This window comes from Paenarthrobacter aurescens (assembly GCF_041549525.1).
GTDB lineage: Bacteria > Actinomycetota > Actinomycetes > Actinomycetales > Micrococcaceae > Arthrobacter > Arthrobacter aurescens.
This window is the reverse complement of sequence record NZ_CP157456.1, coordinates 1982808-2003400: the sequence shown is the minus strand read 5'-3', so window position 1 is coordinate 2003400 and position 20593 is coordinate 1982808. Positions and strand designations below refer to the sequence as shown.

General features: G+C 62.2%; 19 protein-coding genes. 8 read left to right on the top strand and 11 right to left on the bottom strand.

Going from position 1 to position 20593, the window contains the following annotated elements; translation table 11 throughout:
- Positions 1-2 precede the first annotated feature (2 nt).
- Positions 3-983 (bottom strand): ABC transporter substrate-binding protein, encoded by a 981-nt coding sequence (locus ABI796_RS09290; RefSeq protein WP_141282276.1) that lies wholly within the window; start codon positions 981-983, stop codon positions 3-5.
- Positions 984-1032: 49 nt separating this feature from the next.
- Positions 1033-1857, bottom strand: coding sequence for an ABC transporter ATP-binding protein (locus ABI796_RS09285; RefSeq protein WP_141282274.1), 825 nt, complete (start codon positions 1855-1857; stop codon positions 1033-1035).
- 104 nt (positions 1858-1961) lie between these two features.
- On the opposite strand from ABI796_RS09285, the gene arfB reads away from it, so the two are divergent.
- Positions 1962-2381 carry an alternative ribosome rescue aminoacyl-tRNA hydrolase ArfB gene (arfB, locus tag ABI796_RS09280; RefSeq protein WP_141282272.1) on the top strand — a complete coding sequence of 140 codons (420 nt, stop codon included), beginning with the start codon at positions 1962-1964 and terminating at the stop codon, positions 2379-2381.
- Positions 2382-2425: 44 nt separating this feature from the next.
- Positions 2426-2830, top strand: coding sequence for a RidA family protein (locus tag ABI796_RS09275; RefSeq protein ID WP_141282270.1), 405 nt, complete (start codon positions 2426-2428; stop codon positions 2828-2830).
- On the opposite strand, the gene ABI796_RS09270 is transcribed toward ABI796_RS09275, so the two are convergent.
- Positions 2827-3213, bottom strand: coding sequence for a nuclear transport factor 2 family protein (locus tag ABI796_RS09270; RefSeq protein WP_246095704.1), 387 nt, complete (start codon positions 3211-3213; stop codon positions 2827-2829). The two genes, ABI796_RS09275 and ABI796_RS09270, sit on opposite strands and share 4 nt — an antisense overlap.
- A 35-nt stretch (positions 3214-3248) precedes the next feature.
- Here ABI796_RS09270 and ABI796_RS09265 point away from each other — a divergent pair, with 35 nt between their 5' ends.
- Both ABI796_RS09265 and ABI796_RS09260 read left to right on the top strand, forming a co-directional pair.
- A complete protein-coding gene (locus tag ABI796_RS09265; protein WP_170224874.1) occupies positions 3249-3422 on the top strand; it encodes an alpha-L-rhamnosidase C-terminal domain-containing protein in 174 nt (57 codons plus the stop codon).
- 75 nt (positions 3423-3497) lie between these two features.
- On the top strand, positions 3498-6071 hold the full coding sequence (locus ABI796_RS09260) for an excinuclease ABC subunit UvrA (protein WP_246095703.1): 2574 nt from the start codon (positions 3498-3500) through the stop codon (positions 6069-6071).
- Here the strand turns inward: ABI796_RS09260 and ABI796_RS09255 are convergent, their stop codons facing one another.
- Positions 6072-7820, bottom strand: coding sequence for a pyruvate dehydrogenase (locus ABI796_RS09255; protein WP_141282264.1), 1749 nt, complete (start codon positions 7818-7820; stop codon positions 6072-6074).
- 151 nt (positions 7821-7971) lie between these two features.
- On the opposite strand from ABI796_RS09255, the gene ligD reads away from it, so the two are divergent.
- Positions 7972-9216 carry a non-homologous end-joining DNA ligase gene (ligD, locus tag ABI796_RS09250; protein ID WP_141282262.1) on the top strand — a complete coding sequence of 415 codons (1245 nt, stop codon included), beginning with the start codon at positions 7972-7974 and terminating at the stop codon, positions 9214-9216.
- A gap of 27 nt (positions 9217-9243) precedes the next feature.
- Here ligD and ABI796_RS09245 read toward each other — a convergent pair whose 3' ends face one another.
- The gene (locus tag ABI796_RS09245) at positions 9244-9852 is read right to left on the bottom strand and encodes a dihydrofolate reductase family protein (protein ID WP_141282260.1); all 609 of its coding nucleotides are present in this window, start codon (positions 9850-9852) and stop codon (positions 9244-9246) included.
- 159 nt (positions 9853-10011) lie between these two features.
- Between ABI796_RS09245 and ABI796_RS09240 the strand changes: the two genes are divergently transcribed.
- Both ABI796_RS09240 and ABI796_RS09235 read left to right on the top strand, forming a co-directional pair.
- The gene (locus ABI796_RS09240; RefSeq protein WP_246095702.1) at positions 10012-11280 is read left to right on the top strand and encodes a cation:proton antiporter; all 1269 of its coding nucleotides are present in this window, start codon (positions 10012-10014) and stop codon (positions 11278-11280) included.
- Positions 11281-11492: 212 nt separating this feature from the next.
- On the top strand, positions 11493-11696 hold the full coding sequence (locus tag ABI796_RS09235) for a cold-shock protein (protein WP_014921815.1): 204 nt from the start codon (positions 11493-11495) through the stop codon (positions 11694-11696).
- 68 nt (positions 11697-11764) lie between these two features.
- On the opposite strand, the gene ABI796_RS09230 is transcribed toward ABI796_RS09235, so the two are convergent.
- A complete protein-coding gene (locus ABI796_RS09230) occupies positions 11765-12961 on the bottom strand; it encodes an NAD(P)/FAD-dependent oxidoreductase (protein ID WP_141282258.1) in 1197 nt (398 codons plus the stop codon).
- Positions 12962-12964: 3 nt separating this feature from the next.
- Positions 12965-13171, bottom strand: coding sequence for a DUF2945 domain-containing protein (locus tag ABI796_RS09225; RefSeq protein WP_141282256.1), 207 nt, complete (start codon positions 13169-13171; stop codon positions 12965-12967).
- Positions 13172-13292: 121 nt separating this feature from the next.
- Here ABI796_RS09225 and ABI796_RS09220 point away from each other — a divergent pair, with 121 nt between their 5' ends.
- Entirely contained in the window at positions 13293-14105 is an 813-nt protein-coding gene (locus ABI796_RS09220) for a hydrolase (RefSeq protein WP_141282254.1), read from the top strand.
- 4 nt (positions 14106-14109) lie between these two features.
- Here ABI796_RS09220 and ABI796_RS09215 read toward each other — a convergent pair whose 3' ends face one another.
- The 4 genes from ABI796_RS09215 to ABI796_RS09200 form a co-directional block, all read right to left on the bottom strand.
- Positions 14110-15621: an APC family permease gene (locus ABI796_RS09215; RefSeq protein ID WP_141282252.1), complete on the bottom strand. Its 1512-nt coding sequence runs from the start codon at positions 15619-15621 to the stop codon at positions 14110-14112.
- Positions 15622-15754: 133 nt separating this feature from the next.
- Positions 15755-16741: an NAD(P)-dependent oxidoreductase gene (locus ABI796_RS09210; protein WP_141282250.1), complete on the bottom strand. Its 987-nt coding sequence runs from the start codon at positions 16739-16741 to the stop codon at positions 15755-15757.
- A complete protein-coding gene (locus tag ABI796_RS09205) occupies positions 16738-19467 on the bottom strand; it encodes an alpha/beta fold hydrolase (RefSeq protein ID WP_141282248.1) in 2730 nt (909 codons plus the stop codon). Before ABI796_RS09205 ends, ABI796_RS09210 begins: the two co-directional genes overlap by 4 nt.
- The gene (locus tag ABI796_RS09200) at positions 19461-20483 is read right to left on the bottom strand and encodes a 3-oxoacyl-ACP synthase III (protein WP_141282246.1); all 1023 of its coding nucleotides are present in this window, start codon (positions 20481-20483) and stop codon (positions 19461-19463) included. The genes ABI796_RS09205 and ABI796_RS09200 overlap by 7 nt, the downstream gene beginning before the upstream one ends.
- Positions 20484-20593: the final 110 nt, after the last annotated feature.

Sequence of the window (20593 nt, the reverse complement as noted above, 5' to 3'; positions counted from 1 at the left end):
GGCTACTTGGTCAGGGACGCGACGATTGCGTCGACGTACTGGGTCATCGAGGCAGGGCCGCCGAACATCCAGATGCCGTCAGAAAGGCGGTGCACCTTGCCGGCTGAGACGAAGGGAAGGGACTTCCACACAGCGTTGTCGGTCAGCTGCTCGGTGAAATCGCCATCGGCGCTGTTGGTGATGTACACAAAGTGATCAGCGTTGACTGCGGTCAGGCCTTCGACGTCGGTGGAGCCCAGGCCGTAAGCCGGATCGCCTTCAACCGTCCACGGGTTCACGAGGCCAAGTTCAGTGTTGATATCGGCCAGCAGGGAACCCTTGGTGAACGGGCGGATGGAGACCTTGCCGTCAGCAACCCAGCCATCGGCGAAAGCTACGCGGGATCCACCGAGTCCGGCCTTTTCAAGGTCAGCTTTGCCCTTGGAAACGGCGGCGTCGAATGCGGCGATGGCTTCATCGGCCTTCTTCTCGGTGCCGGTCGCCTTGGCGACGAGCTTGAGGTTGTCCTCGGCCTGCGCAATCTGGCGGCTGCCATCGGCGGACTTCACTACAACCACCGGAGCCAACTCTTCGAGTTGCTTGATGACGGGCTCGGCGAGGTCGGTGGTGGCGACGATCAGGTCAGGATCCAGCGACGCGATTGTATCGAAGCTGGGCTCGTTGCGGGTTCCGATGTCCGTGGGGGTGCTGTCCAGCTTGCCGGCAGTAACCCAGGCGCTGTAGCCCTTGACGTCGGCGACGCCCACTGGCATGACGCCGAGGGTGGTCAGGTTCTCCACCACGTTCCATTCGGTGCCGACTACACGCTTGGCGGCGCCGTCGAGCTTGACCTCGGTGCCGCGGGCATCCGTGACGGTGATGGCTCCTCCGGCAGCGGCGGTGTTCGATGCGGAGCTGGCGGGGCCTTCGGTGGTGCCGCAGCCGGTGAGCAGGATTGCCAGGGCGGCAGTGGCCGCGAGGGCCTTGTGGATCTTCATGGACACGGGGTCCCTTTCGTGGTGGGGATTGACTCGTTATGGTGACGCTTGGGGTCTAGCTATTGCTGTGCCGACCCACCGCGCGCGTGCGCAGCCGGCCGGTCAGCGGGTCTGTGTGGGTAACGATGGGGATGGAGTAGACCTCGCTCAGGAGCGCTGCGTCGAGGGCCTCGTGGGCCGGCCCGGCGGCTGCGATGCGGCCTTCGGAGAGCACCACCACGTGATCGGCCAATGCGGCCGCCTCATCGAGGTCGTGCAGAACAACACCAATGGCCACTCCGTGAACGCGGGCGAGGTCGTGCACGAGGTCAAAAATCTCTACCTTGTAGCGCAGGTCCAGGTGGTTTGTCGGTTCGTCGAGCAGCAGGACGGACGTGTCCTGCGCCAGGCAGCTTGCCAACCACACCCGCTGGAGTTGTCCACCGGACAGTTCGTGGACACCCCGCTGGGCGAGTTCGGCAACACCGGTCAGTTCCATAGCGCGGTGGACGGCGGCCGGGCCCGCCGGATCGGCGGCACGCCACCGTCCGCGGTACGGATGGCGGCCGAACTCGACAACATCCCGAACACTCAGGCCGTGCGGCACGGGACGGCTTTGGGATAGCAACGTCACATGCCGGGCGAAATCGCTGCGCTTCATCATGAGGGCGTCACTGGCTTCACCGTCGGCGGGTCGAACGGTCACAGAACCGGATGACGCCTCGTGCAAACGGGCCAGGGCCCGCAGAAGTGTGGACTTGCCGCTGCCATTCGGACCCACCAGGGCTACGATGCGGCCCGGTTCCAGCCTGAGTCCCGCACCGTGCACCACGTCCTTGTCCCCGTAACGGAGGACGAGGTCCGTGGCTTCCAGGCCGGAGAGTTCGTTCAGTTCAATCACAAAATGAAAGATTAGCTTAGGCTTACCTAATTCCTAAAAACGTGTCTCTGAATGTCCTCGCATGGCTGCCCTCTTTAGCGTCCGGGACGTGCGAGGCTTGTTCCATGGACCTGGAAATCCCGCCTTTGCTGACGATTCCCTCGTCGGAGCTTGGCTGGCGCTTTTCGCGTTCGTCGGGTCCGGGCGGTCAACACGTCAACACCACCGACAGTCGCGCAGAATTGCTGTGGAATGTTGCCGATTCCTCCGCGCTGACAGATGAGCAAAGGCTGCTGCTGCTGAGGCGCCTCGGACCAAAACTGGTGGCGGGAGTCATTACAGTCACAGCCTCCGAGGAGCGGTCCCAACTTCGTAATCGCGAGCTTGCCTTGGCCAAGCTGGCCCGGCTCATCAGCAACGGCCTGGTCCCGGAAAACGTCCGCCGCCCCTCCAAGCCGACCAGGGGCTCTGCCCGGCGCCACCGCATGGCAAAGGAGCACAGGTCGGCAACCAAACAGCAACGACGCCGGCCCTCAGCCGATTAGCCGGCCCCCTGTTGGCAGCGGAAGGTCAGTGGGACCATACAGTCATGGCACCCGTACAGCGCATCCGCCCGGAAGGGTTGGTTTCCAGCCCGGCTTTCAGTCATGTCGCCGTCGTCCCACCCGGCGCCACAACCATCTACGTCGGCGGCCAAAACTCTGTTGACGCCAAGGGCGCACTGCTCGGAGAAGGGGATGCGGCCGCCCAATCTGCCCGGGCACTCGACAACGCCAAGACCGCACTGGAAGCCGCAGGTGCCACATTAAGCGATGTGGTCCAGTGGAATGTGCTCTTCGTCCAGGGCGCCGACCTCGCTGCCGGATACGGGGCGATTGCCGCCAAGCTGGCATCCGAGGAGCCACCCCTGGTGACCGCCGCCTTCGTGGCAGGGCTGGGGGTGCCGGGCGCGCTGGTGGAGATCAGCGCCATAGCAGCAGTCGAACGGGATTAGCTGCCGCTGATCTCCACCCACTCGGCGCGCCACTCCGGAGCTTGGAAGGATTCGCTCCAGTACGCCGTCTCCTTGGCAATCCTGCCGTCCCGGAACTCGAAGATGAAGACCGTCTGGTACTGAGGGCCGTCATAGTCCAGCAGCGCCTCTGCCATCACTAGATCCCCGCCGCTGAGCAGTCGGCGGGGCGTGATGGTGGGCAACTGTGGAAAAGCGTTGTAAATACCCCGGCGATTCCCAGCGCCGCGCACAACTTCCCCGGACTGCGGCCAGTGCATCACCGCGTCATCATGGAACAGCTCATCCATGACCTCGATTCGGCGTTCGTTGATGCAGTCGATCAGCCGTTTGACCACGTTTTCATTGCCAATTTGATCTGCCATGAACCGCATTGTCCTCCTGGGTAGAGGCCCGCGCTATGGAAGGTGCCCCTCTGTCAGGGCTTTTTGATCAGATCCATGGCCGCATCAGCAGCGCGTGGACCCTTGACCGCGGGCAGTTCATTCTGCGGCTCGACATTCCGGAAGGTGTCTCGGCCGGGGGTCGAAATGCTGGACGGAACACGTTACGGGGCAGTGGCCGGGGAGCATGAACTCCGCGCCATGGGATCGTCGCTGACCGGGCACGGCGAAGCGCGCCGGCCCGTGGGGCCGATAGAGTCATGTCAATGGACAGTGAACTGACAATCGCCCGGCAGCCCGGCAGCATCCAGCCGAAACCACAGTCGGCAGAGTCTGAGGACGGATTCGTCAGAGTCCGCGGAGCCCGCGAAAACAACCTCCGAAACGTGGACGTGGACGTGCCCCGCGATGCAATCGTCGCGTTCACCGGAGTCTCAGGCTCCGGAAAATCGTCCTTGGCGTTCGGCACCATTTTTGCCGAAGCCCAACGCCGCTACTTCGAATCCGTGGCACCTTACGCCCGGCGCCTCATCCAACAGGGCCACAACCCCAAGGTGGAGTCCATCACGGGGCTGCCTCCCGCCGTCGCCCTTCAACAGCGCCGCGGCACGGCAACCGCGCGTTCCAGTGTTGGCACTCTGACCACACTGTCCAACTCACTACGCATGCTCTTCTCCCGAGCCGGAAGTTACCCCGAAGGGGCCAGCCAGCTGGACTCTGATGCATTCTCCCCCAACACTGCCGCCGGCGCTTGCCCCGAGTGCCACGGACTCGGTGTTGCCCACACGGTCACCGAAGAGTCCCTGGTTCCCGATCCCTCACTCAGCATCCGGGATGGCGCGATCGCCGCGTGGCCCGGCGCCTGGCAAGGCAAGAACCTCCGTGACATCCTCACCCACCTGGGTTATGACGTCGACACGCCGTGGCGGAAGCTCCCCAGAAAGGACCGCGACTGGATCCTCTTCACCGACGAGCAGCCCGTGGTGGAAGTTACGCCGCAACGCGACCGCGTTGCCAAACCGTACAAGGGCCGGTTCTGGAGCGCCAAAAGCTATGTGCTCCACACCCTGGCCGACTCGAAGAGCTCCTCGATGCGTGACAGGGTACTGCGCTTCATGGAAACGGGGCAGTGCCCCCAATGTGGTGGCAGTGGGCTCCGCCCGGAAGCACTGGCCGTCACCTTCGCCGGAAAAACCATCGCCGAGCTCAACTCCCTGCCGATGACAGAACTGGCCGACATCATCCGCCCCACCACTCAATTAACAGCGGCCAGCACAGCCTCGCGTACCCAGACCTCCGGGGAAGTCAACGAGGTAGCCCTCGCCATCACCCGCGATCTCCTGGGCCGGGTCAACGTACTCCTTGAGCTGGGGCTGGGCTACCTGGCGCTGGGTCGCCCAACACCAACGCTCTCCCCCGGTGAGATGCAACGACTCCGGATCGCCACGCAGCTGCGGTCCGGGCTGTTCGGTGTCATCTACGTACTTGATGAACCATCTGCCGGACTTCATCCGGCCGATGCCGAGCCGCTCCTGGCTGTGCTGGATCAGCTCAAAAGCTCCGGTAACTCGGTGTTCGTGGTGGAGCACAACATGGACTTGGTCAGGGCGGCCGACTGGTTGGTGGATGTTGGGCCGCACGCAGGCGAGGGTGGAGGAGAAATCCTCTACAGCGGCCCTGTAAGCGGACTGGCGGATGTCCAGGAGTCCGTGACGCGGCCCTACCTGTTCCCTGACCGCAGCATTGGCGCCGAAAGTGCCAAGGCAACTCACGACGACGGTGTGGTGGCCGCCGGAACCGGTCCAGCCTCGCCCCGGCCACCGAAGGAATGGCTCACCTTACACAACATCAACAGGCACAACCTTCGCGACGTCCACGCAGAGTTCCCGCTGGGCGTCCTCACAGCAGTGACAGGTGTGTCTGGATCGGGTAAATCCACCTTGGTCAGCCACGTTCTTGCGGAGGTGGTGGGGGCTGCGCTGCATCCGGAAGCCCTCGATGCAGACATCCCGCCAATGCCGGACGCTGTAGGGCTCATATCCGGGCTCCACCAACTGGATCGCCTCGTGAAAGTCGATCAGAAGCCCATTGGCCGGACCCCCCGCTCCAACCTGGCCACGTACACTGGGCTTTTTGACGGTGTCCGGAAGGAGTTTGCCGCCACTGAAGAGGCGCGTTCCCGCGGCTTCGGCGCTGGACGGTTCTCCTTCAACGTGGCCGGCGGCCGATGCGAAACATGCCAGGGCGAAGGCTTTGTGTCCGTGGAACTGCTGTTCCTTCCGGGCAGCTACGGGCCTTGCCCCGAGTGCCATGGCTCGCGCTTCAACCCGGAAACACTGGAAGTTACCTACCGTGGACGCAATATTGCCGAAGTGCTGGGCATGACGGTGAACGCAGCGTCCGAATTCCTGGCTGATCTCCCCGGCGTTGCCCGTAGCCTCCAAACCGTTCGTGAGGTGGGCTTGGGCTATCTCCGGCTGGGCCAACCCGCCACTGAGCTTTCCGGGGGCGAAGCACAGCGCATCAAACTCGCCTCAGAGCTGCAGCGCATTCAGCGCGGACACACCCTTTATTTGCTGGATGAGCCCACCACCGGATTGCACCCTTCCGACGTCCAACTTCTGATGGCCCAATTGCACAGGCTGGTGGACGCCGGCAACACGGTGATCGTGGTGGAGCATGAGATGGACGTCGTGGCGGGTGCTGACTGGGTGATTGATCTGGGTCCTGGAGGTGGCGACGCCGGCGGCGGGATCATGGTGGCCGGCCCGCCAGCCGTCGTCGCGGACTCCCCGACGAGCCGGACGGCACCATATCTTGCCGCCGCGCTCCGGCAGTAGCTACCGGCGGGGGATGTTCCGCAGGTTGCTTCGCGCCATGCTGACAGCCTCGCCGGCACCGCGGTTCAGGACCACTTTGGACATGGCTGTAGCGAATCCCATGACTTGGGAACCCGAAATTTTCGGCGGGATGGACAGCGCGTTGGGGTCGGTAATGAGCTCCACCAACGACGGACCAGGATGAGCAAACGCGGCCCGGTACGCCCCTTGGATGTCTGCCGGATCCGTGACGCGCACTGCATGGAAGCCCAAGGCCTTGGCCACTTCGGCGTAGTTGGCGTCCGGCACGTCCACACCGAAATCCGGTAGCCCGTCCACCAGCATTTCGAGTTTCACCATGCCAAGGGTGGAGTTGTTGAAGACCACCACCTTCACCGGCAACTGGTGCGCGGCCGCGGTGATGAGCTCACCCAACAGCATGGACAGTCCGCCGTCGCCGGAGACGGAAATGACTTGCCGTCCGGGGTAGGCCACCTGGGCGCCGATCGCGTGCGGCAGGGCATTGGCCATGGACCCGTGAAGGAACGAGCCAATCAGCCGGCGCGTGCCCAGAGGGTTGATATAGCGTGCCGTCCAGACGTTGCACATGCCGGTATCGGCCGTGAAGATGGCGTCTTCGGCCGCGATCTGGTCCAACAATGAGGCCGCGTACTCGGGGTGAATGGGCTGCTTCTTCTCCACTTTGCGGGTGTAAGCGCCCACCGCCTTGTTCATCAGACGGTCATGCTTTTTCAGCATCTGGTCAAGGAAACGCCGGTTCTTCTTCGGCGTCACCAGCGGAAGCAGTGCAGTCAAGGTTGGCAGTACGTCTCCGTGAACTGCGATGTCGACGTCGGTCCTTCTCCCCAGCCGCTGTGCGGCCCGGTCCACCTGTGCCGTCCGGGTTTCAGGCAGAAACTGGTCATAGGGAAAGTCGGTGCCGAGCATGATCAGCAGGTCCGCGTCTTCGATGCCCTCGGCCGCCGCTCCATAGCCAAGCAGCCCGGTCATGCCTATGTCGAAGGGGTTGTTGTACTGGACGAAGTCCTTACCCCGTAAGGAATGGCCTATGGGGGCGTTGACCAGTTCAGCCAGCGCCATCAGTTCATGGTGGGCGCCTTCGACGCCGGCTCCAGCAAAAATGGCAATCTTGCCGGACTCATTAATGGCATCAGCGAGTTCGCGGACGCTTAAAGGATCCGGAACCAGTGCGGCGGGCCGGAATGTGGCCGGAAGAGGTGTCGGCGCTGCAGCCTCAAGCCCGGCGATGTCACCCGGGAGCGTAACCACCGCCACTCCCCCAAGAGCCATGGCGTTTTGGATGGCGCTGTGCATCACCCGCGGGGCTTGCTCGGCGGTACTGATCATCTCCGAATAGACAGAACATTCGTTGAACAGCCGGTCCGGGTGGGTTTCCTGGAAGAAGCCGCTGCCGATTTGCTTGCTGGGTATGTGCGAAGCAATGGCCAGCACCGGCGCTCCTGTGCGGTTAGCGTCATAAAGCCCATTGATGAGGTGCAAATTTCCGGGGCCGCAGGACCCGGCGCAGACAGCCAATTTACCCGTCAACTGCGCTTCCGCAGAGGCAGCAAAGGCGGCTGCTTCTTCATGACGAACATGGATCCAGTCAATTCCGCCCTTCGCGGAGCCTCCTGTTTGCCGTACGGCGTCCACGATCGGGTTCAGGCTGTCGCCAACAATTCCGTAGATCCGCTGCACACCGGCAGCCTGGAGTTGTTCGATGAGTTGGGTGGCAAGTTCCTTGGCCATAATGTGCAGGCTCCCTCAATGATGGTGGTGGGCTGACAGGGTCAATATAGTCGGCCTGTCCGTGCCTCACCTGAAAGCCTCATAGGCTCATAGGCTCATTGAGGCGTGAAGAACTCTGGCTGGGTGGGAAGTTGATTGCTAGCGTTGCCGCATGAACCCGTCGAAGTCACCGGCTGAGATTCTCAGCATCGCCGGCCACGAGGTCCGCATCTCCAACCCGGACAAGGTGGTGTTTCCTGAGCCCGGCCTGACCAAGCTCGATCTGGTCAGCTACTACCTGGCCGTTGCGGAGGGGGCGCTGCGGGGCGCCGGAGGACGGCCCATGGTTCTCAAGCGCTTCCCCAAGGGCATTGACGCCGAACCCTTCTTCCAGAAGCGTGTACCCGAGAATCATCCGGTCTTCATTGACACCGCCACCCTCCACTATTCTTCTGGTACCTCTGCGGAGGAGACCGTGATCCGGGATGCCGCGGGCCTTGCATGGGTGGTGAATTTGGGTTGCCTGGATCTGAATCCGCACCCTGTGCGCGCAGAGGACCTGGACCACCCCGATGAACTTCGGGTGGATCTGGACCCCATGCCGGGGGTCGACTGGTCCCGGATTGTGGACACAGCCTATGTAGCCCGGGAAGTTCTGGACGACGCCGGGCTGGTGGGGTGGCCCAAGACGAGCGGCTCCCGCGGGCTTCACATCCTGGTACGGATAGAACCCCGGTGGTCTTACCGGGACGTGCGCCTCGCCGCCGAAACACTGGCCCGCGAAGTGGAAAATCGTGCTCCCGGACTGGCAACAGCCAAATGGTGGAAAGAGGAACGCGGCGAGAGCGTCTTTGTGGACTTCAACCAGAACGCCAAAGACCGCACCGTAGCTTCGGCGTACTCGGTCCGCTCCCGCCCCGATGCCCGCGTTTCAACCCCACTGACCTGGGAAGAAGTACGCTCCGCGCGGCCGGGCCAGTTCACAGTCAAAACAGTCCCGGCACGATTCGCGGACATGGGAGACCCGCACGCAGGAATCGATGAAGCACACGGCTCGCTCGACTCCCTCCTTGCCTTGGCTGCCGAGCTCGGACCCGCCGAGAAAGCACCCAAGAGCGGAGACGGATCAGGCCGGCGTATCTCCTTGATGCCGCTCATCGAGGTTGCCCGGAGCAAGACAAAGCCTGAAGCCGAGGCAGCACTTGACGAGTGGAAGGCCAGGCATGCGGACGTTGTTCCCCTGCTGCACCCTGCCGATGTCCTCATTGATGGCATGCGTGGATCCAGCTCACTGTGGTACCGGGTTCGCGTGAATCTTCAGCACATCCCCGAAGACCGGCGCCCAACGCAGGAGGAACTGATCGCCGATTACGATCCCTGGGCGGGTAAGGAATGGCCGGGCCGGGCAACGTCCTGACCCTCCCAAAATATTGGGAACACGCGGCTAGTCCTGCCCAATGGTCAGGCCTGTGATCGGGTCACCGGCACGCTCGTAGGAGAGCAGCACTGCGCCCTTCGGAAACGCCTTGGGTTCTTGGGCGAACCGGAAGGCCGCAGGGACGCCTGTACCATCGGCAAACAGGCGCTTTCCCGAGCCGAAGGTCAGCGGGTAAAGGAAGAGGTTGAGCCGGTCCAGGAGATCAGCCTCAATCAGGGAGCGGATAAGGTGACCGCTGCCGAACATGTGGATGTCCTCGAACCGCTCCTTGTATCCAGCCAGCCCGGAGAGGCCCGACAGCACGGTTGTACCTTCCCATTTTGGCTGCGTCAGGGATTTAGACACCACTAACTTCGGCAAAGAATTAAACCTCCCGCCGATGTGGTCTTCTTGATGCGGCCAAAAATCCGCGAAGATCTCATAGGTCCTTCGTCCGAGCAGCAGAGCGTCCATACGGTCAATTCCTTCGTCAATGACGTCACCGGTCCCGTCATCAAAGTAGGCTGCCTGCCAGCCACCGTATTCAAAGCCACCGCTTCTGTCTTCTTCAGGGCCACCCGGTGCTTGATAAACGCCGTCCAGCGTAATGAACAGGTTGGCGGTGAGGATTCCCACGGTGCACTCCTTATCAGGGCCCGCGGGCCTATGCCGCGGTGCTGTGGCGTCTTTCTCGAATCAGTATGATCCTTCACAGTTACTCAGGGAACCCGGCGCCGGTGGGAGGCGCAGGATTTCGCGGCTGGAATTTTGTGGCCTTGGTCTTATGGCGCACGTGTGGCCGTGGCGGTAGCTTTGGGAGTACTTTTCCGTGAAGCCGCCGAGGTACCGGAGGCACTGCCGATGCAAGGCTTATCCGCGTCACTGGTCCTCATCGCTGTGATAGCTGTGGTGGCCCCTCTGGCCACGCGGCTGCTTGAGGGTTGGGTCAAAGTACCAATCGTCGTCTTCGAGATTATTCTTGGCATCCTGCTCGGCCCCAGCATCCTGGGGTGGGTTCAGTCCACGGTGTTTACCGATACTTTGGCCGACTTCGGGCTGGCCATGCTGTTCTTCGTTGCCGGCAACGAGATCGATTTCGCAGCAATCCGGGGCCGCCCCATTTACCGTGCCTCCGCAGGTTGGGTCATTTCCTTGGCAGCTGGCATTGGCGCAGGTTTTATCCTGGTGCCCTCCCTCGAGGCCGCCGTGATCATCGGTGTGGCCCTGTGCTCCACGGCTCTGGGTGCGTTGCTGCCGATCCTTCGGGACGCCGGAGTTGCTAAATCGCCGATCGGGGTGGCGGCTACCGCGTTGGGCGCGGCAGGCGAGTTTGGTCCTTTGATAGCCATTTCATTGTTTTTCAGTGGCAAGCAGCTCGGAGTGGCTTCAGGTGTTCTGCTCGGCTTTGTTCTCCTGACCGGGGTAGCCATTTACCTTGCGTCCCAAGCAAGGCATACCTTGTTCCACGCCCAAGTCACGGCCACGCTCCACACCAGCGGCCAGTTTGCAGTGCGGTCCATCCTGTTGATCCTCAGCACCTTGGTGGTGTTGAGCATGGTCCTGGGACTTGACATGCTGCTGGGTGCCTTCGCCGCCGGAGTCCTCTGGAAAGTCATCATCGCGCGGGCTCCCGAAGCAGACCGCAAAGTCATTGAGACGAAAATCGACGCCCTGGCTTTCGGTTTCCTGGTGCCGATCTTCTTCATTGATACAGGGATTGATTTTGATCTGGGTGCCTTGACGTCCAATACCGTGACCCTTGCCATGGTCCCGTTGTTCCTTGCCCTGTTGCTGATCATCCGAGGGTTGCCATCTTTGCTCACCGCGCCGCCCGGATCCGGCCGGGCGGGAAAAACCGCCCTGGTGTTGTTGGGTGCTACGGCCTTGCCAATCATCGTTGCGGTGACAACCATTGGACGGGAGCATGGCCTCATCACCAGCGGAATATCATCTGCCCTTATTGGAGCGGGGATGCTCTCGGTGCTGCTGTTTCCGTTGTTCGCGCTTCGCCGGCTGCGGCGCACGGAAGCAGCAAACCCTAACCCCGGTACCCCGGAGGTCTGACCCGGGCAACTGCCCACAAAAGCAGTACAGGCATGGGCAGCCAGCGCCCGACGGCGACCTCCCGCCGTCGGGCGTTCTTCCCACCGACGCCTACGCGCCTCCTCAAATGTGTTGCCCCAAGCCGAACCGGCCCATAGGCTCGTATCGTGAGTGGCAGGGACGGCAAACCGACCAGCGGGACCGACCAGCGACCGGGTGAAGGAAATAAGGGCATGGCAACAGGAACAGTAAAATGGTTCAACGCTGAAAAGGGTTTCGGATTCATCGCCCCGGACGATGGAGGCCCGGACGTGTTTGCTCATTACTCAGCAATCACGTCCAGCGGATACCGTTCGCTGGAGGAGAACCAGAAGGTCCAGTTCGACATTACTCAGGGCCCTAAGGGTCCGCAGGCGGAGAATATCCAGCCTGCTTGAGTTTCAAATATTCACATGACGTACCATCAGACCGGTCAGGCCACGTGCCTGACCGGTCTTTTGGTATGTCAGGCACGGCCTTTCAGGATCAAATGCCAATAGACCTGCGGGAACATATCGCGGTCCACCCACCAGGAAAACCGGCTTTCTTTCCAGGTGGGTACCTTCGGGATGGTGGGCATTGGCTGGTAGTGATCGTCGAATTCGGCAAAGACCACGGTGTTCCGTGAAACAGTGAACGGGCACACGGAATATCCGTTGTATTCAGCACTGAGCGGTTCACCTTTGCGGGCTGACCGCAGGTTTTTTGCCAGTACCTTGGTCTGTTTGCGGAGCGCCCCGCCGGCCTTCGAGTTGGTAGTGCCCGCAGCGTCGCCCAAAGACCAGATGTTGGCAAACCTGGAATGCCGCAGCGTCTGCGTATCCACTTCCACAAAGCCGTACTTGTCACCGGCCGCAGGCAGGTCCGTGGCTTTCAGCCAGTCAGGTGCCGACTGGGGCGGAACAGCATTGAGGACGTCATAGGACAACTCCTCCGAGGTGTTGTCCGTGGTACTCCGGATGGTGGCGGTTCGATCGGCCGGGTTCACTGCCACCAACTCGCTGTTTGTCCGCAACTCGATGCCGTACTCGGCGATCTTTCGGTCCAGCTCGCTGTCAATCTCCGCAACGCCGAACACGGTGGGATAGGGCTGGACCATGACAACCCGGATGTTGTCCAAAACGCCCTGCTCCTTCCAGTAATCGCACGCCAGGTACATCGGTTTTTGGCTGGCGCCGGCACACTTGACCGGCCCTGAGGGCATGGTGAAGATGACAGTGCCGGACGTCATGGAACTCAAGAGCGTCCAGAGCTTCGGGGCAAGCTCAAACTCATAGTGTGAGGAGCCGTACGGGGAGTGCACTGCCTCAGCCAACCCCGGCACGGCTTCCCAGTTATATTGCAGCCCCGGGCAGACAACGAGGTGACCGTAGGTAATGGTGGAGCCTGAGGCCAGCGTCACCGAATTGGACGCTGCATCCACGTCCACCGCCTTGTCCTTGATCCAAGCCACACCCTTGGGCGTTACGGATTCCTGGCTGCGGACAGATTCCTTCACCTGGGCCCGGCCGCCGGCAATATGGGAGAACAAGGGCTGGTAGAGGTGGTGCTCCTTGGGCTCAATCAGTGCAATGTCCCTGAAGCCATACCGCTTCAAGCGTGCAGCCAGGGACACCCCTGCATTGCCCCCGCCGATGATAACCACCTCGTGGTGCTGTGCCATCCGCTAGCTCTTTTCAGTCAAGGCGGAGCCTTTGTGCGCTGCTCTGGCGCCGGTTTTTTCGGATTCCACCACGTACTGCGGCTCGTCCTCACTGGCCACGTGCTTGTTCCCGTCGAGTTCGAAGTCGCTGGTTTTCTTTTCCACGATCTTTCCGTGCGTCTTGCCCTGCGGGGTGTTCCACTCCACGCGTGTTCCCTTGCTCAGTGCCATGTCCGCTCCTAGTGTGGTGTCCCTCTCCAACTTTCGACTGCTCCACAATAGTAAGCATGATGATCATTGGTGGTCACCCGGCAGACAAGCCAAAGACGTCGTGCTGCGGAAAGGAACCCCGATGCTGATCTGCGCCACCTGCGCCGTGGAACGCGACGAACCACTTCCGGAGCTCTGCCCCATCTGCGCCGATGAACGGCAATACGTCCCTGAGGACGGACAACGCTGGCTGACCATGGATGAGCTGACCAGGACAGGGCGCCATACCGTGCTGGAACAGAACGAACCCGGCCTTATAGGGATCAGCACTGAGCCGAAGGCCGGCATCGGTCAAACGGCCCAGCTTGTTCTGACACCTGAGGGTTCGCTGCTATGGGATCCTGTGGGGTACATCGATGACCAAACAGTGGAATCGGTCCTTGACCATGGTCCGGTGTTGGCGATCGCAGCAAGCCATCCGCATATGTTTGGAGTGCAGGTGGAATGGTCGCACCGCCTCGGCCACGTCCCGGTGCTGGTGGCCGATGCAGACCGCCAATGGCTCGGCCGCACTGACCCCTGCATCACTTTCTGGTCCGGGACAAAAGCAATCACTGAAGGACTGGTTTTGTACCAAACCGGCGGACACTTCCCGGGCAGCGCAGTGGCGCACTGGGCTGCGGGCGCTGCCGGGAAAGGAGTTTTGCTGAGCGGTGACAGCGTTTTTCCCAATCCTGATCGGCGCACAGTGGCGTTCATGCGCAGTTATCCAAATCGCCTGCCGCTCTCAGGTGCTGTGGCGTTAGGTATTGCTGCCCGCTTGGATGAGCTTGAATTCGATCGGATCTACGGCAACTTCAACAACGTCATCCCCTCAGGAGCGCGGGGCGTCGTGCGCGAATCTGCCCAGCGGCATGCAGCATGGACGCGCGGAGACTTCGACCACCTGACATGAAACCCTAGGAATCCTGCGGCGGCTGCTGCTTTTCCCGCACATCCGATTCCATCCCGCCGTCTCCTGCCACGGTGCCGGCCGGTTCGCCTCGTCCCGCAGCGGACTTCCTAGTGATCAGCCACGTGATGAACCACAGCACCACGCCGATGGCCATCAGGCCTCCGGCTACTTGGTACTGGATAGGGTTTCTGCCCACCCACGGACCGGCGAGGAAGGCGCACAGCACTGCGGCAACCAGCGGCAATTGCCCGGGAGAGGTAAAAAATACCTTGCGGTGCGGGTCCCTCTTCCTGCGGAGAACAACGCATGCCACATTGACCAAAGTGAACACGCACAACAGGAGGAACGCGGTTGTCCCGGAAAGATTGGCCACAATGTTGCTGGCGGGGTCGCTGCTGACGTACCAGATCAGCCCCATGGCAAGGACAGTGGAGAACACGATTCCGGCCCAGGGTGACCGGCGCCCTGGCAGGACCCGTCCCAAGGACCTGGGCAGGACATGCTGGCGTGCCATCCCGTAGATCAGCCGGCTGGCCATCAGCATATTGATCAACGCTGTGTTGGCTACGGCGAAGACGGCCAGGAACGGGAAGATCTTATCTATGGGGAAGTCCGGTGAGCCTTTGTGCACCACTTCAAGAAGGGCCGCACCTTCTGCTTCCCTGATCTCGCCCAGTTCTGCCGGTGTCAGCACACTCACCACAGAGACAGCTACCAGCATGTAAAGGATCACGGCGATCCCCAAGCCGGTGAGCATGGTTCGTGGAAAGATCCGTTCCGGGTTTTTGGTCTCCTCCACCATGTTCACTGAGTCTTCGAAGCCCACCATGGCAAAAAAGGCAATTGAGGTGGCCGCAGTGACGGCCAGGAAAAGCCCTTTGTCCTGATAATCGCTGAAAACAAAAATCTCCTGCGGGTTACCGGTTCCTTGCGCCATGACGAAGAAACCCACTCCGATGACCACACAGAGCGCGATCACCTCCACAGCTGTGAGAATCACGTTGAATTTCACGCTCTCCCCCACCCCGCGAAGATTGATCAACGCCAGAAGCAGCATGAAACCCAATGCCACCGCTGTGATCACGCCCCGGTCAGGCACGTCCATCCAGCCGTTGACTTCCAGGCCACCAAAAAAGTTCTGGGCAAGGACGTTTGCGGAGGTGGAGGCACTGGTGATTCCGGAGCAGACAACGGCGAACGCCACAAGGAATGTGACGAAGTGGATCCCGAATGCCTTATGCGTGTACAGCGCGGCACCGGCAGCCTGCGGATACTGCGTTACCAGCTCGAGGTAGGAGAAGGCGGTGAGCGTGGCAACGATGAAGGCCAGGAGGAACGGCAGCCAAACGATCCCGCCCACTGTCCCTGCCATGGTCCCCGTGACCGCGTAGACCCCGGCCCCCAGAATGTCACCAACAATAAACAGCAGGAGCAGTTTAGGGCCCAGCACACGTTTGAGCTCGGGTTCGGCACCTGCAGGTGTTGCTTCCATAGCGTTCTCTGACGTGGTGCTCATGGTCCACCCCCGGCCCTTTCACGGTTCCAATAACCGTGTAAGTGATCTGATTCATCTCACTTTGATCCCGAGGTGCGGGTTTGGCAACACTGCTACGAGGAAAAGGAGGAACCACTTTGGCGGAGCGGGTCCTTCAGCCGTTCTTCAACGCTCGTGAACCGTAGTACTCGGCCAGCCGGGACAGTCCTTCATCGATTGACACAGAAGGGGTCCAGTTGAGGAGTTCACGGGTTGCACGTTGGTCAAACCAGTGCGCCGTGGAGAGTTGCTCAGCGAGGAAGCGTGTCATGGGAGGCTCCTCGTGACGTCCCGCCCAGATCCAGGCTTTCTCCACTACGGCTCCGGCCGCCCGTGCCAAACCACCCGGCACAGACCACGACGGCGGCGCCACGCCACCGGCCGCACAAATGCCTGCCAGCAGCTCGCCGATCGGCCGGGGCTCGCCGTTGCTCACCACCACGGCCCTGCCGTGGAGGTATTCCATACGATGCAGAGCCGCGACGATCGCCGACGCGGCATTCTCTACATACGTCGTGTCGATCAAGGCAGCACCTGAGTCCAGCAGCGGAAGCCTTCCGCGGCTGGCACGCGCCATGACGCGCTCAACCAACTGTGTGTCGCCGGGACCCCACACAATGTGCGGGCGCACAGCTCCCACCCTGAAACCGGCACCATCCGCCGCGAGGGCCAGCAGCTCAGCTTCGGCCTTGGTACGGGCATAGTCTCCCCGAGCATGCCGTGGGTCCGCCTGGTCAGCGCCGGCGCCCATGATGGCCGCTCCTGAGTGTGCCACGGACGGTGAGGAAACATACACCACGTCCCGCACCCCCGCTTCCCTGGCCAGGTGGAGCAGCCAGCGGGTTCCTTCAACATTTACCGCGTCAAACTCGGCCGCACGCCCGGTGATGGATACTTTGGCGGCGAGATGGATAACCCCCTCCGCACCCTCCAATGCCCGGCGAAGGGCGGAATCGTCGCCGATGGATCCGCGGAAATCTTCCACCCCGGCAACTCCTGAGGAGCGGCGCTGAAACGAGGAAACATCATGGCCCTGGAGCACCAGTTGCCGGGCTACTTCGCCTCCGAGGAGCCCGCTGGCGCCTGTGACGAGGACCCTCATGGCTTTCCCGGACGGCCGCCGGCCAGCACCCGTGAAGCCCAGCGGGCAAGCCGTGTCCTGTCGATCTTGGCGTTATGCCGGATGTCGGTGGGTTGTGCAGGTACTACCAGCACGGCGCTGACATCCACGCCGGCCTCGGAAGCTGCCCGGCGGACGCGAGCCGCCAGTTGCGGCGCTGCCGGTCCCGCTTTGGTGGCAGGAGGCATGGTCTGGACCACGGCCACCACAGCCTGGGTCCCCGAGGGTCCCACTCCGGCGATGGCTGCCATATGTACTGTATCCAGGCGTTCGATCGATTGCTCAGCGCCAACTGGGGTCACAACAGCCCCTGGGGCCGTGACCACGTGGGCAAGGCGCCCTTCCACCCAAAGACGCCCGGCGGCGTCGAAGTGGCCCACGTCCCCGGTTCGGTGCCAGCCAACAAGGGCGGCGCTTTCCCGCTGGGTGAGCCATAGCCTGTCATAGGCTTCTTTGACGTGCGGTCCGCTGACCAGAATTTCGCCGGTGACGCCGGCCTCGGTGCCACAATGCCCGCCGTTCGCGGTGCCATCAGCCGCCAGTGGAACAATCGCCAACCGGGCTCCGTGCACGGGCCTGCCCACACACACCCCGTTGCCGGCTCCGTGGACAGTCCCGGCAGCCGCGTCCTGGCCGGCCGCCCGGATTTCCTCAAAGCTGATATCAGTCACAGGCAACGCCTCAGTCATGCCGTACGGCGTATGCAAGGAAGCCTGGGGCATCAACTGTTGCACTTGGGCAAGGAGTGATTCCGGGACCGGTGCACCGGCGGACAGGAGCAGTTCCGCGTTTCCCAGAGCATTCAGCAACAGCCCGTTGAGGTCATCCCCGGTGGCTACGACGTTGCGCAGAGCTGCCGGCGAAGCGAAAACCACCGTGGCGTCTATGGCATTGGCTGCCTCCGCCAGCGTCCGGGCCGTCAGGGTGCGGGGGGCGGTGACATCCATGGCAGGTGTCACCGAAACGGCGCCCAGCGCAGGACCCAACAAGGCAAACGGGGCGAAGCCCGCCACGAGCCGGGCCCCTGGGATGATCCCGAAGGTAGCTGCAACGGTGTTCCGCATCGCAGCCAACTGGCTATGGGTGTACAGGACGCCCTTGGCAGGACCTGTGGAGCCGGAGGTAAAAAGCACTGCCGAAGGTGCGTCCGGGTCCACGATGTCCACGATGTCCACGATGTCCACGTGGTGATGTTCGGCACCGGCCATGGCGGCCAGCGAGGTCTGTACACCGAGTAGTCGACGACGGACCGGGGAGAGATCCCGAACGCTGATCCTTCGTCCGGGCCATCCGAGTACCGAGGCCGCTGCGAGTGCTTTGTCGATGCCAATCAGGAAATCGGCAGTAGCGCCTTTCACCGCGCGGCTCATGCCTTTGATTCCCAGCCCGGCGTCGGCAACAACTACCACCGCACCCAACTTCAGGCAGGCGTACAACGCGATGGTCAGATCGGCTCCAGGGGGAACCATCAGGCTTACACGGCTTCCGCGTCCCACACCGGCCTGCCGCAAGCCCCCCACCACATCCTGGATGCTCCGGTCCAACTGCTGCCAGCTCAGCGAACGGCTCACGCTGCCGTCCGGTGCCATCTCCGCAACAGCGGTTTCTTCCCCGGCCGGTCCGGCCGCCAGTTCCTCCAGCGAATCCCACAGGGGCCGGAAGGCCGCTGCGTCTCCTTGGGCCGCTTCCTCGCTCTGCCTGGCGGTGGCTTCAATGAGATCGGCACCAGCTTCGCCTGACACGGAAATCCCGGCTTCGCCCCGGCCGGCATCTATGCGGCTGCCGTGAACAGCAAGCCAGTCAAAGATCGGCGTGGCGATGTCCCGGTCCTCTCCCACGAGGTGTCCGGCACCTTCAAAGCGGTGCACCTCGGCGTGCGGAAGACGACCAATGAGGTCCTTGAGGTAACGGTCCGAGAATATGGGATCATTGGGCCCCCACAGCATCAGGGCGGGGACCCTCAGCCCGCGCAAACCTTCCGCCACACGGGTCAGCGCCGCAAAGCTGGGATGCCCGGGCTGGGCGGGAATGTCCGCAACAAAGTTCCCTACGCCGGCCCGTCGCCCGGCACCACGGTAGGGAGCCATGAAAGCCTTCCCCACAGCCGCTGAGAGCGGCGGGTTGGCCAGCGAGTGCGTCACGCGCAGGAAGGCGTCCGAGGTTGTGGTGCCCCAACGGTGCACAGCAGGATGCAGGGCGAGCCGCAGAGCCGCTGGGATGGGAGTATCCGCGGGGTGGTGGACGGCGGTGTTGGTCAGCACCACTCCCCTCAGGAGCTGCGGGTGCTCCAAGGCCCAGCCGGCACTTATCACTCCACCCCAGTCATGGCCGACCGTTACAACCGGTCCCTCCAGGCCCAGGGCATCCGTGAGGTCGCCAAGATCATTGATCCGGTCAGCCAAGCGCCTGAATGTGCCGGTGCGCTCGGAGTAACCCATGTCCAACTGGTCCACGGCCACAACGCGCCATGGATGGTCCGGGTTCATTCCGGCGCCTAAGAGTGAACGCCACAGGTAAGACCACGTGGGGTTTCCATGCACGCACAGCAAAGTACCGGCAGGCGTCAGGCCGCGGCGCGTAAGTTCAGCTTCGTTATCCAGCACATGCCAGCGGCGGACCTCGCCAGGGGCATCTACTGTTGACGTGGACCTTACCCGGATTGTCCGGGACCATTCCGGGTCCACGCCGGGCCAGTTGGCGGCTACCAAACGATTTCCACCATTCCTGCGTTCAACCCTGAACCCACACCCATGCACAGCACCCGGTCACCCGTGGTCAATGACTGCGCCTGGGCAGCAAGTGTCATGGGAAGCGATGCCGGTCCAACATTGCCCCAGTGTGGGAAGGTGATGGGAACCTTCTCCGGATCCAGGTCTATGGCGTTGATGATGGCCTGGGTGTAGGCGTTGCTGACCTGGTGGGTGACGTAACGGTCCATGCTGGCCCAATCCCACTCAGGCTGGGCCTCATGCCAGGCGTCCACCACAAGCTGCAGGCCGCCGTCGAGCAGTCCTTTGGTGTCAGTGGACATTCCGTCGATGCCGCCAACGCACAGTTCGTGATGTTCTGTTCCTGCACGCATGACGCCTCCCACCAGCCGGTGTGCGCCCGGATGCTCGTCAACAGGGCCCAGGACGGCTGCGGCAGCCCCGGATCCGAGAGTCAGCGTAGCGAACTCCCGGTTGAAATCCTCCCGCGTGGTTTCAGGACGCTGGAGCCGCGCCAAGGTAGCTTCCTGTGTGCCCTGCGCGTCTTCGCCATTGACGATCACGGCGTATTTGATTTGGCCGGAGTCGATCATATTAGCCGCCAGGATCAGGCCGTTGACGAACCCGAGGCAGGCGTTGGCCAAGTCAAAGTTCATGGCTGAGGACGGCAGGCCGAGTTCGTGGTGGATCTTCACCGCCACCGAGGGTTCGAGGTTGCGCCTGGTGACCGAGGTGTTGATCAACAATCCGATGTCCGAGGCTTCAACCCCTGCCTCAGCCAGGGCTTTTGCACCTGCTTCCACAGCCGCGTCATCAAATGATGTCCCGGCGGCCCACCAGCGGCGGTGCGTGATTCCCGCAACCCGCTCAAGCAATCGCGGTGGAAACTTCAGCCGCTGCAGGGTCGAAGCCAATCTCCGGTCGAAATCCGTGGAGCTCACTATCCTCGGAGCCTCTACGCTGCTCACCGAGAGCAGCGCGGTGTTGCTGTGCCGGAAGGTCGCATTCCCTGCCAAGTTAAGCCCCTGTTCGTCTCTGTCCTGCCTTCATGCGGTGACTGTACCCATAAAGTGCAACCCCAAGACGTTAACTATGCCGGTGCGGACCCGTTCCTGCATATTTGGCG

What these genes read in the sequence shown, in the direction of transcription:
- ABI796_RS09275 (WP_141282270.1), top strand. Translation starts at nt 2,426, where the DNA reads ATGGCACCCGTACAGCGCATCCGCCCGGAAGGGTTGGTTTCCAGCCCG.
- ABI796_RS09265 (WP_170224874.1), top strand. Translation starts at nt 3,249, where the DNA reads ATGGAAGGTGCCCCTCTGTCAGGGCTTTTTGATCAGATCCATGGCCGC.
- ABI796_RS09270 (WP_246095704.1), bottom strand. Translation starts at nt 3,213, where the DNA reads ATGGCAGATCAAATTGGCAATGAAAACGTGGTCAAACGGCTGATCGAC.
- ABI796_RS09235 (WP_014921815.1), top strand. Translation starts at nt 11,493, where the DNA reads ATGGCAACAGGAACAGTAAAATGGTTCAACGCTGAAAAGGGTTTCGGA.
- ABI796_RS09225 (WP_141282256.1), bottom strand. Translation starts at nt 13,171, where the DNA reads ATGGCACTGAGCAAGGGAACACGCGTGGAGTGGAACACCCCGCAGGGC.
- ABI796_RS09215 (WP_141282252.1), bottom strand. Translation starts at nt 15,621, where the DNA reads ATGAGCACCACGTCAGAGAACGCTATGGAAGCAACACCTGCAGGTGCC.
- ABI796_RS09210 (WP_141282250.1), bottom strand. Translation starts at nt 16,741, where the DNA reads ATGAGGGTCCTCGTCACAGGCGCCAGCGGGCTCCTCGGAGGCGAAGTA.
- ABI796_RS09230 (WP_141282258.1), bottom strand. Translation starts at nt 12,961, where the DNA reads ATGGCACAGCACCACGAGGTGGTTATCATCGGCGGGGGCAATGCAGGG.
- ABI796_RS09260 (WP_246095703.1), top strand. Translation starts at nt 3,498, where the DNA reads ATGGACAGTGAACTGACAATCGCCCGGCAGCCCGGCAGCATCCAGCCG.
- ABI796_RS09255 (WP_141282264.1), bottom strand. Translation starts at nt 7,820, where the DNA reads ATGGCCAAGGAACTTGCCACCCAACTCATCGAACAACTCCAGGCTGCC.
- ligD (WP_141282262.1), top strand. Translation starts at nt 7,972, where the DNA reads ATGAACCCGTCGAAGTCACCGGCTGAGATTCTCAGCATCGCCGGCCAC.
- arfB (WP_141282272.1), top strand. Translation starts at nt 1,962, where the DNA reads ATGGACCTGGAAATCCCGCCTTTGCTGACGATTCCCTCGTCGGAGCTT.
- ABI796_RS09220 (WP_141282254.1), top strand. Translation starts at nt 13,293, where the DNA reads ATGCTGATCTGCGCCACCTGCGCCGTGGAACGCGACGAACCACTTCCG.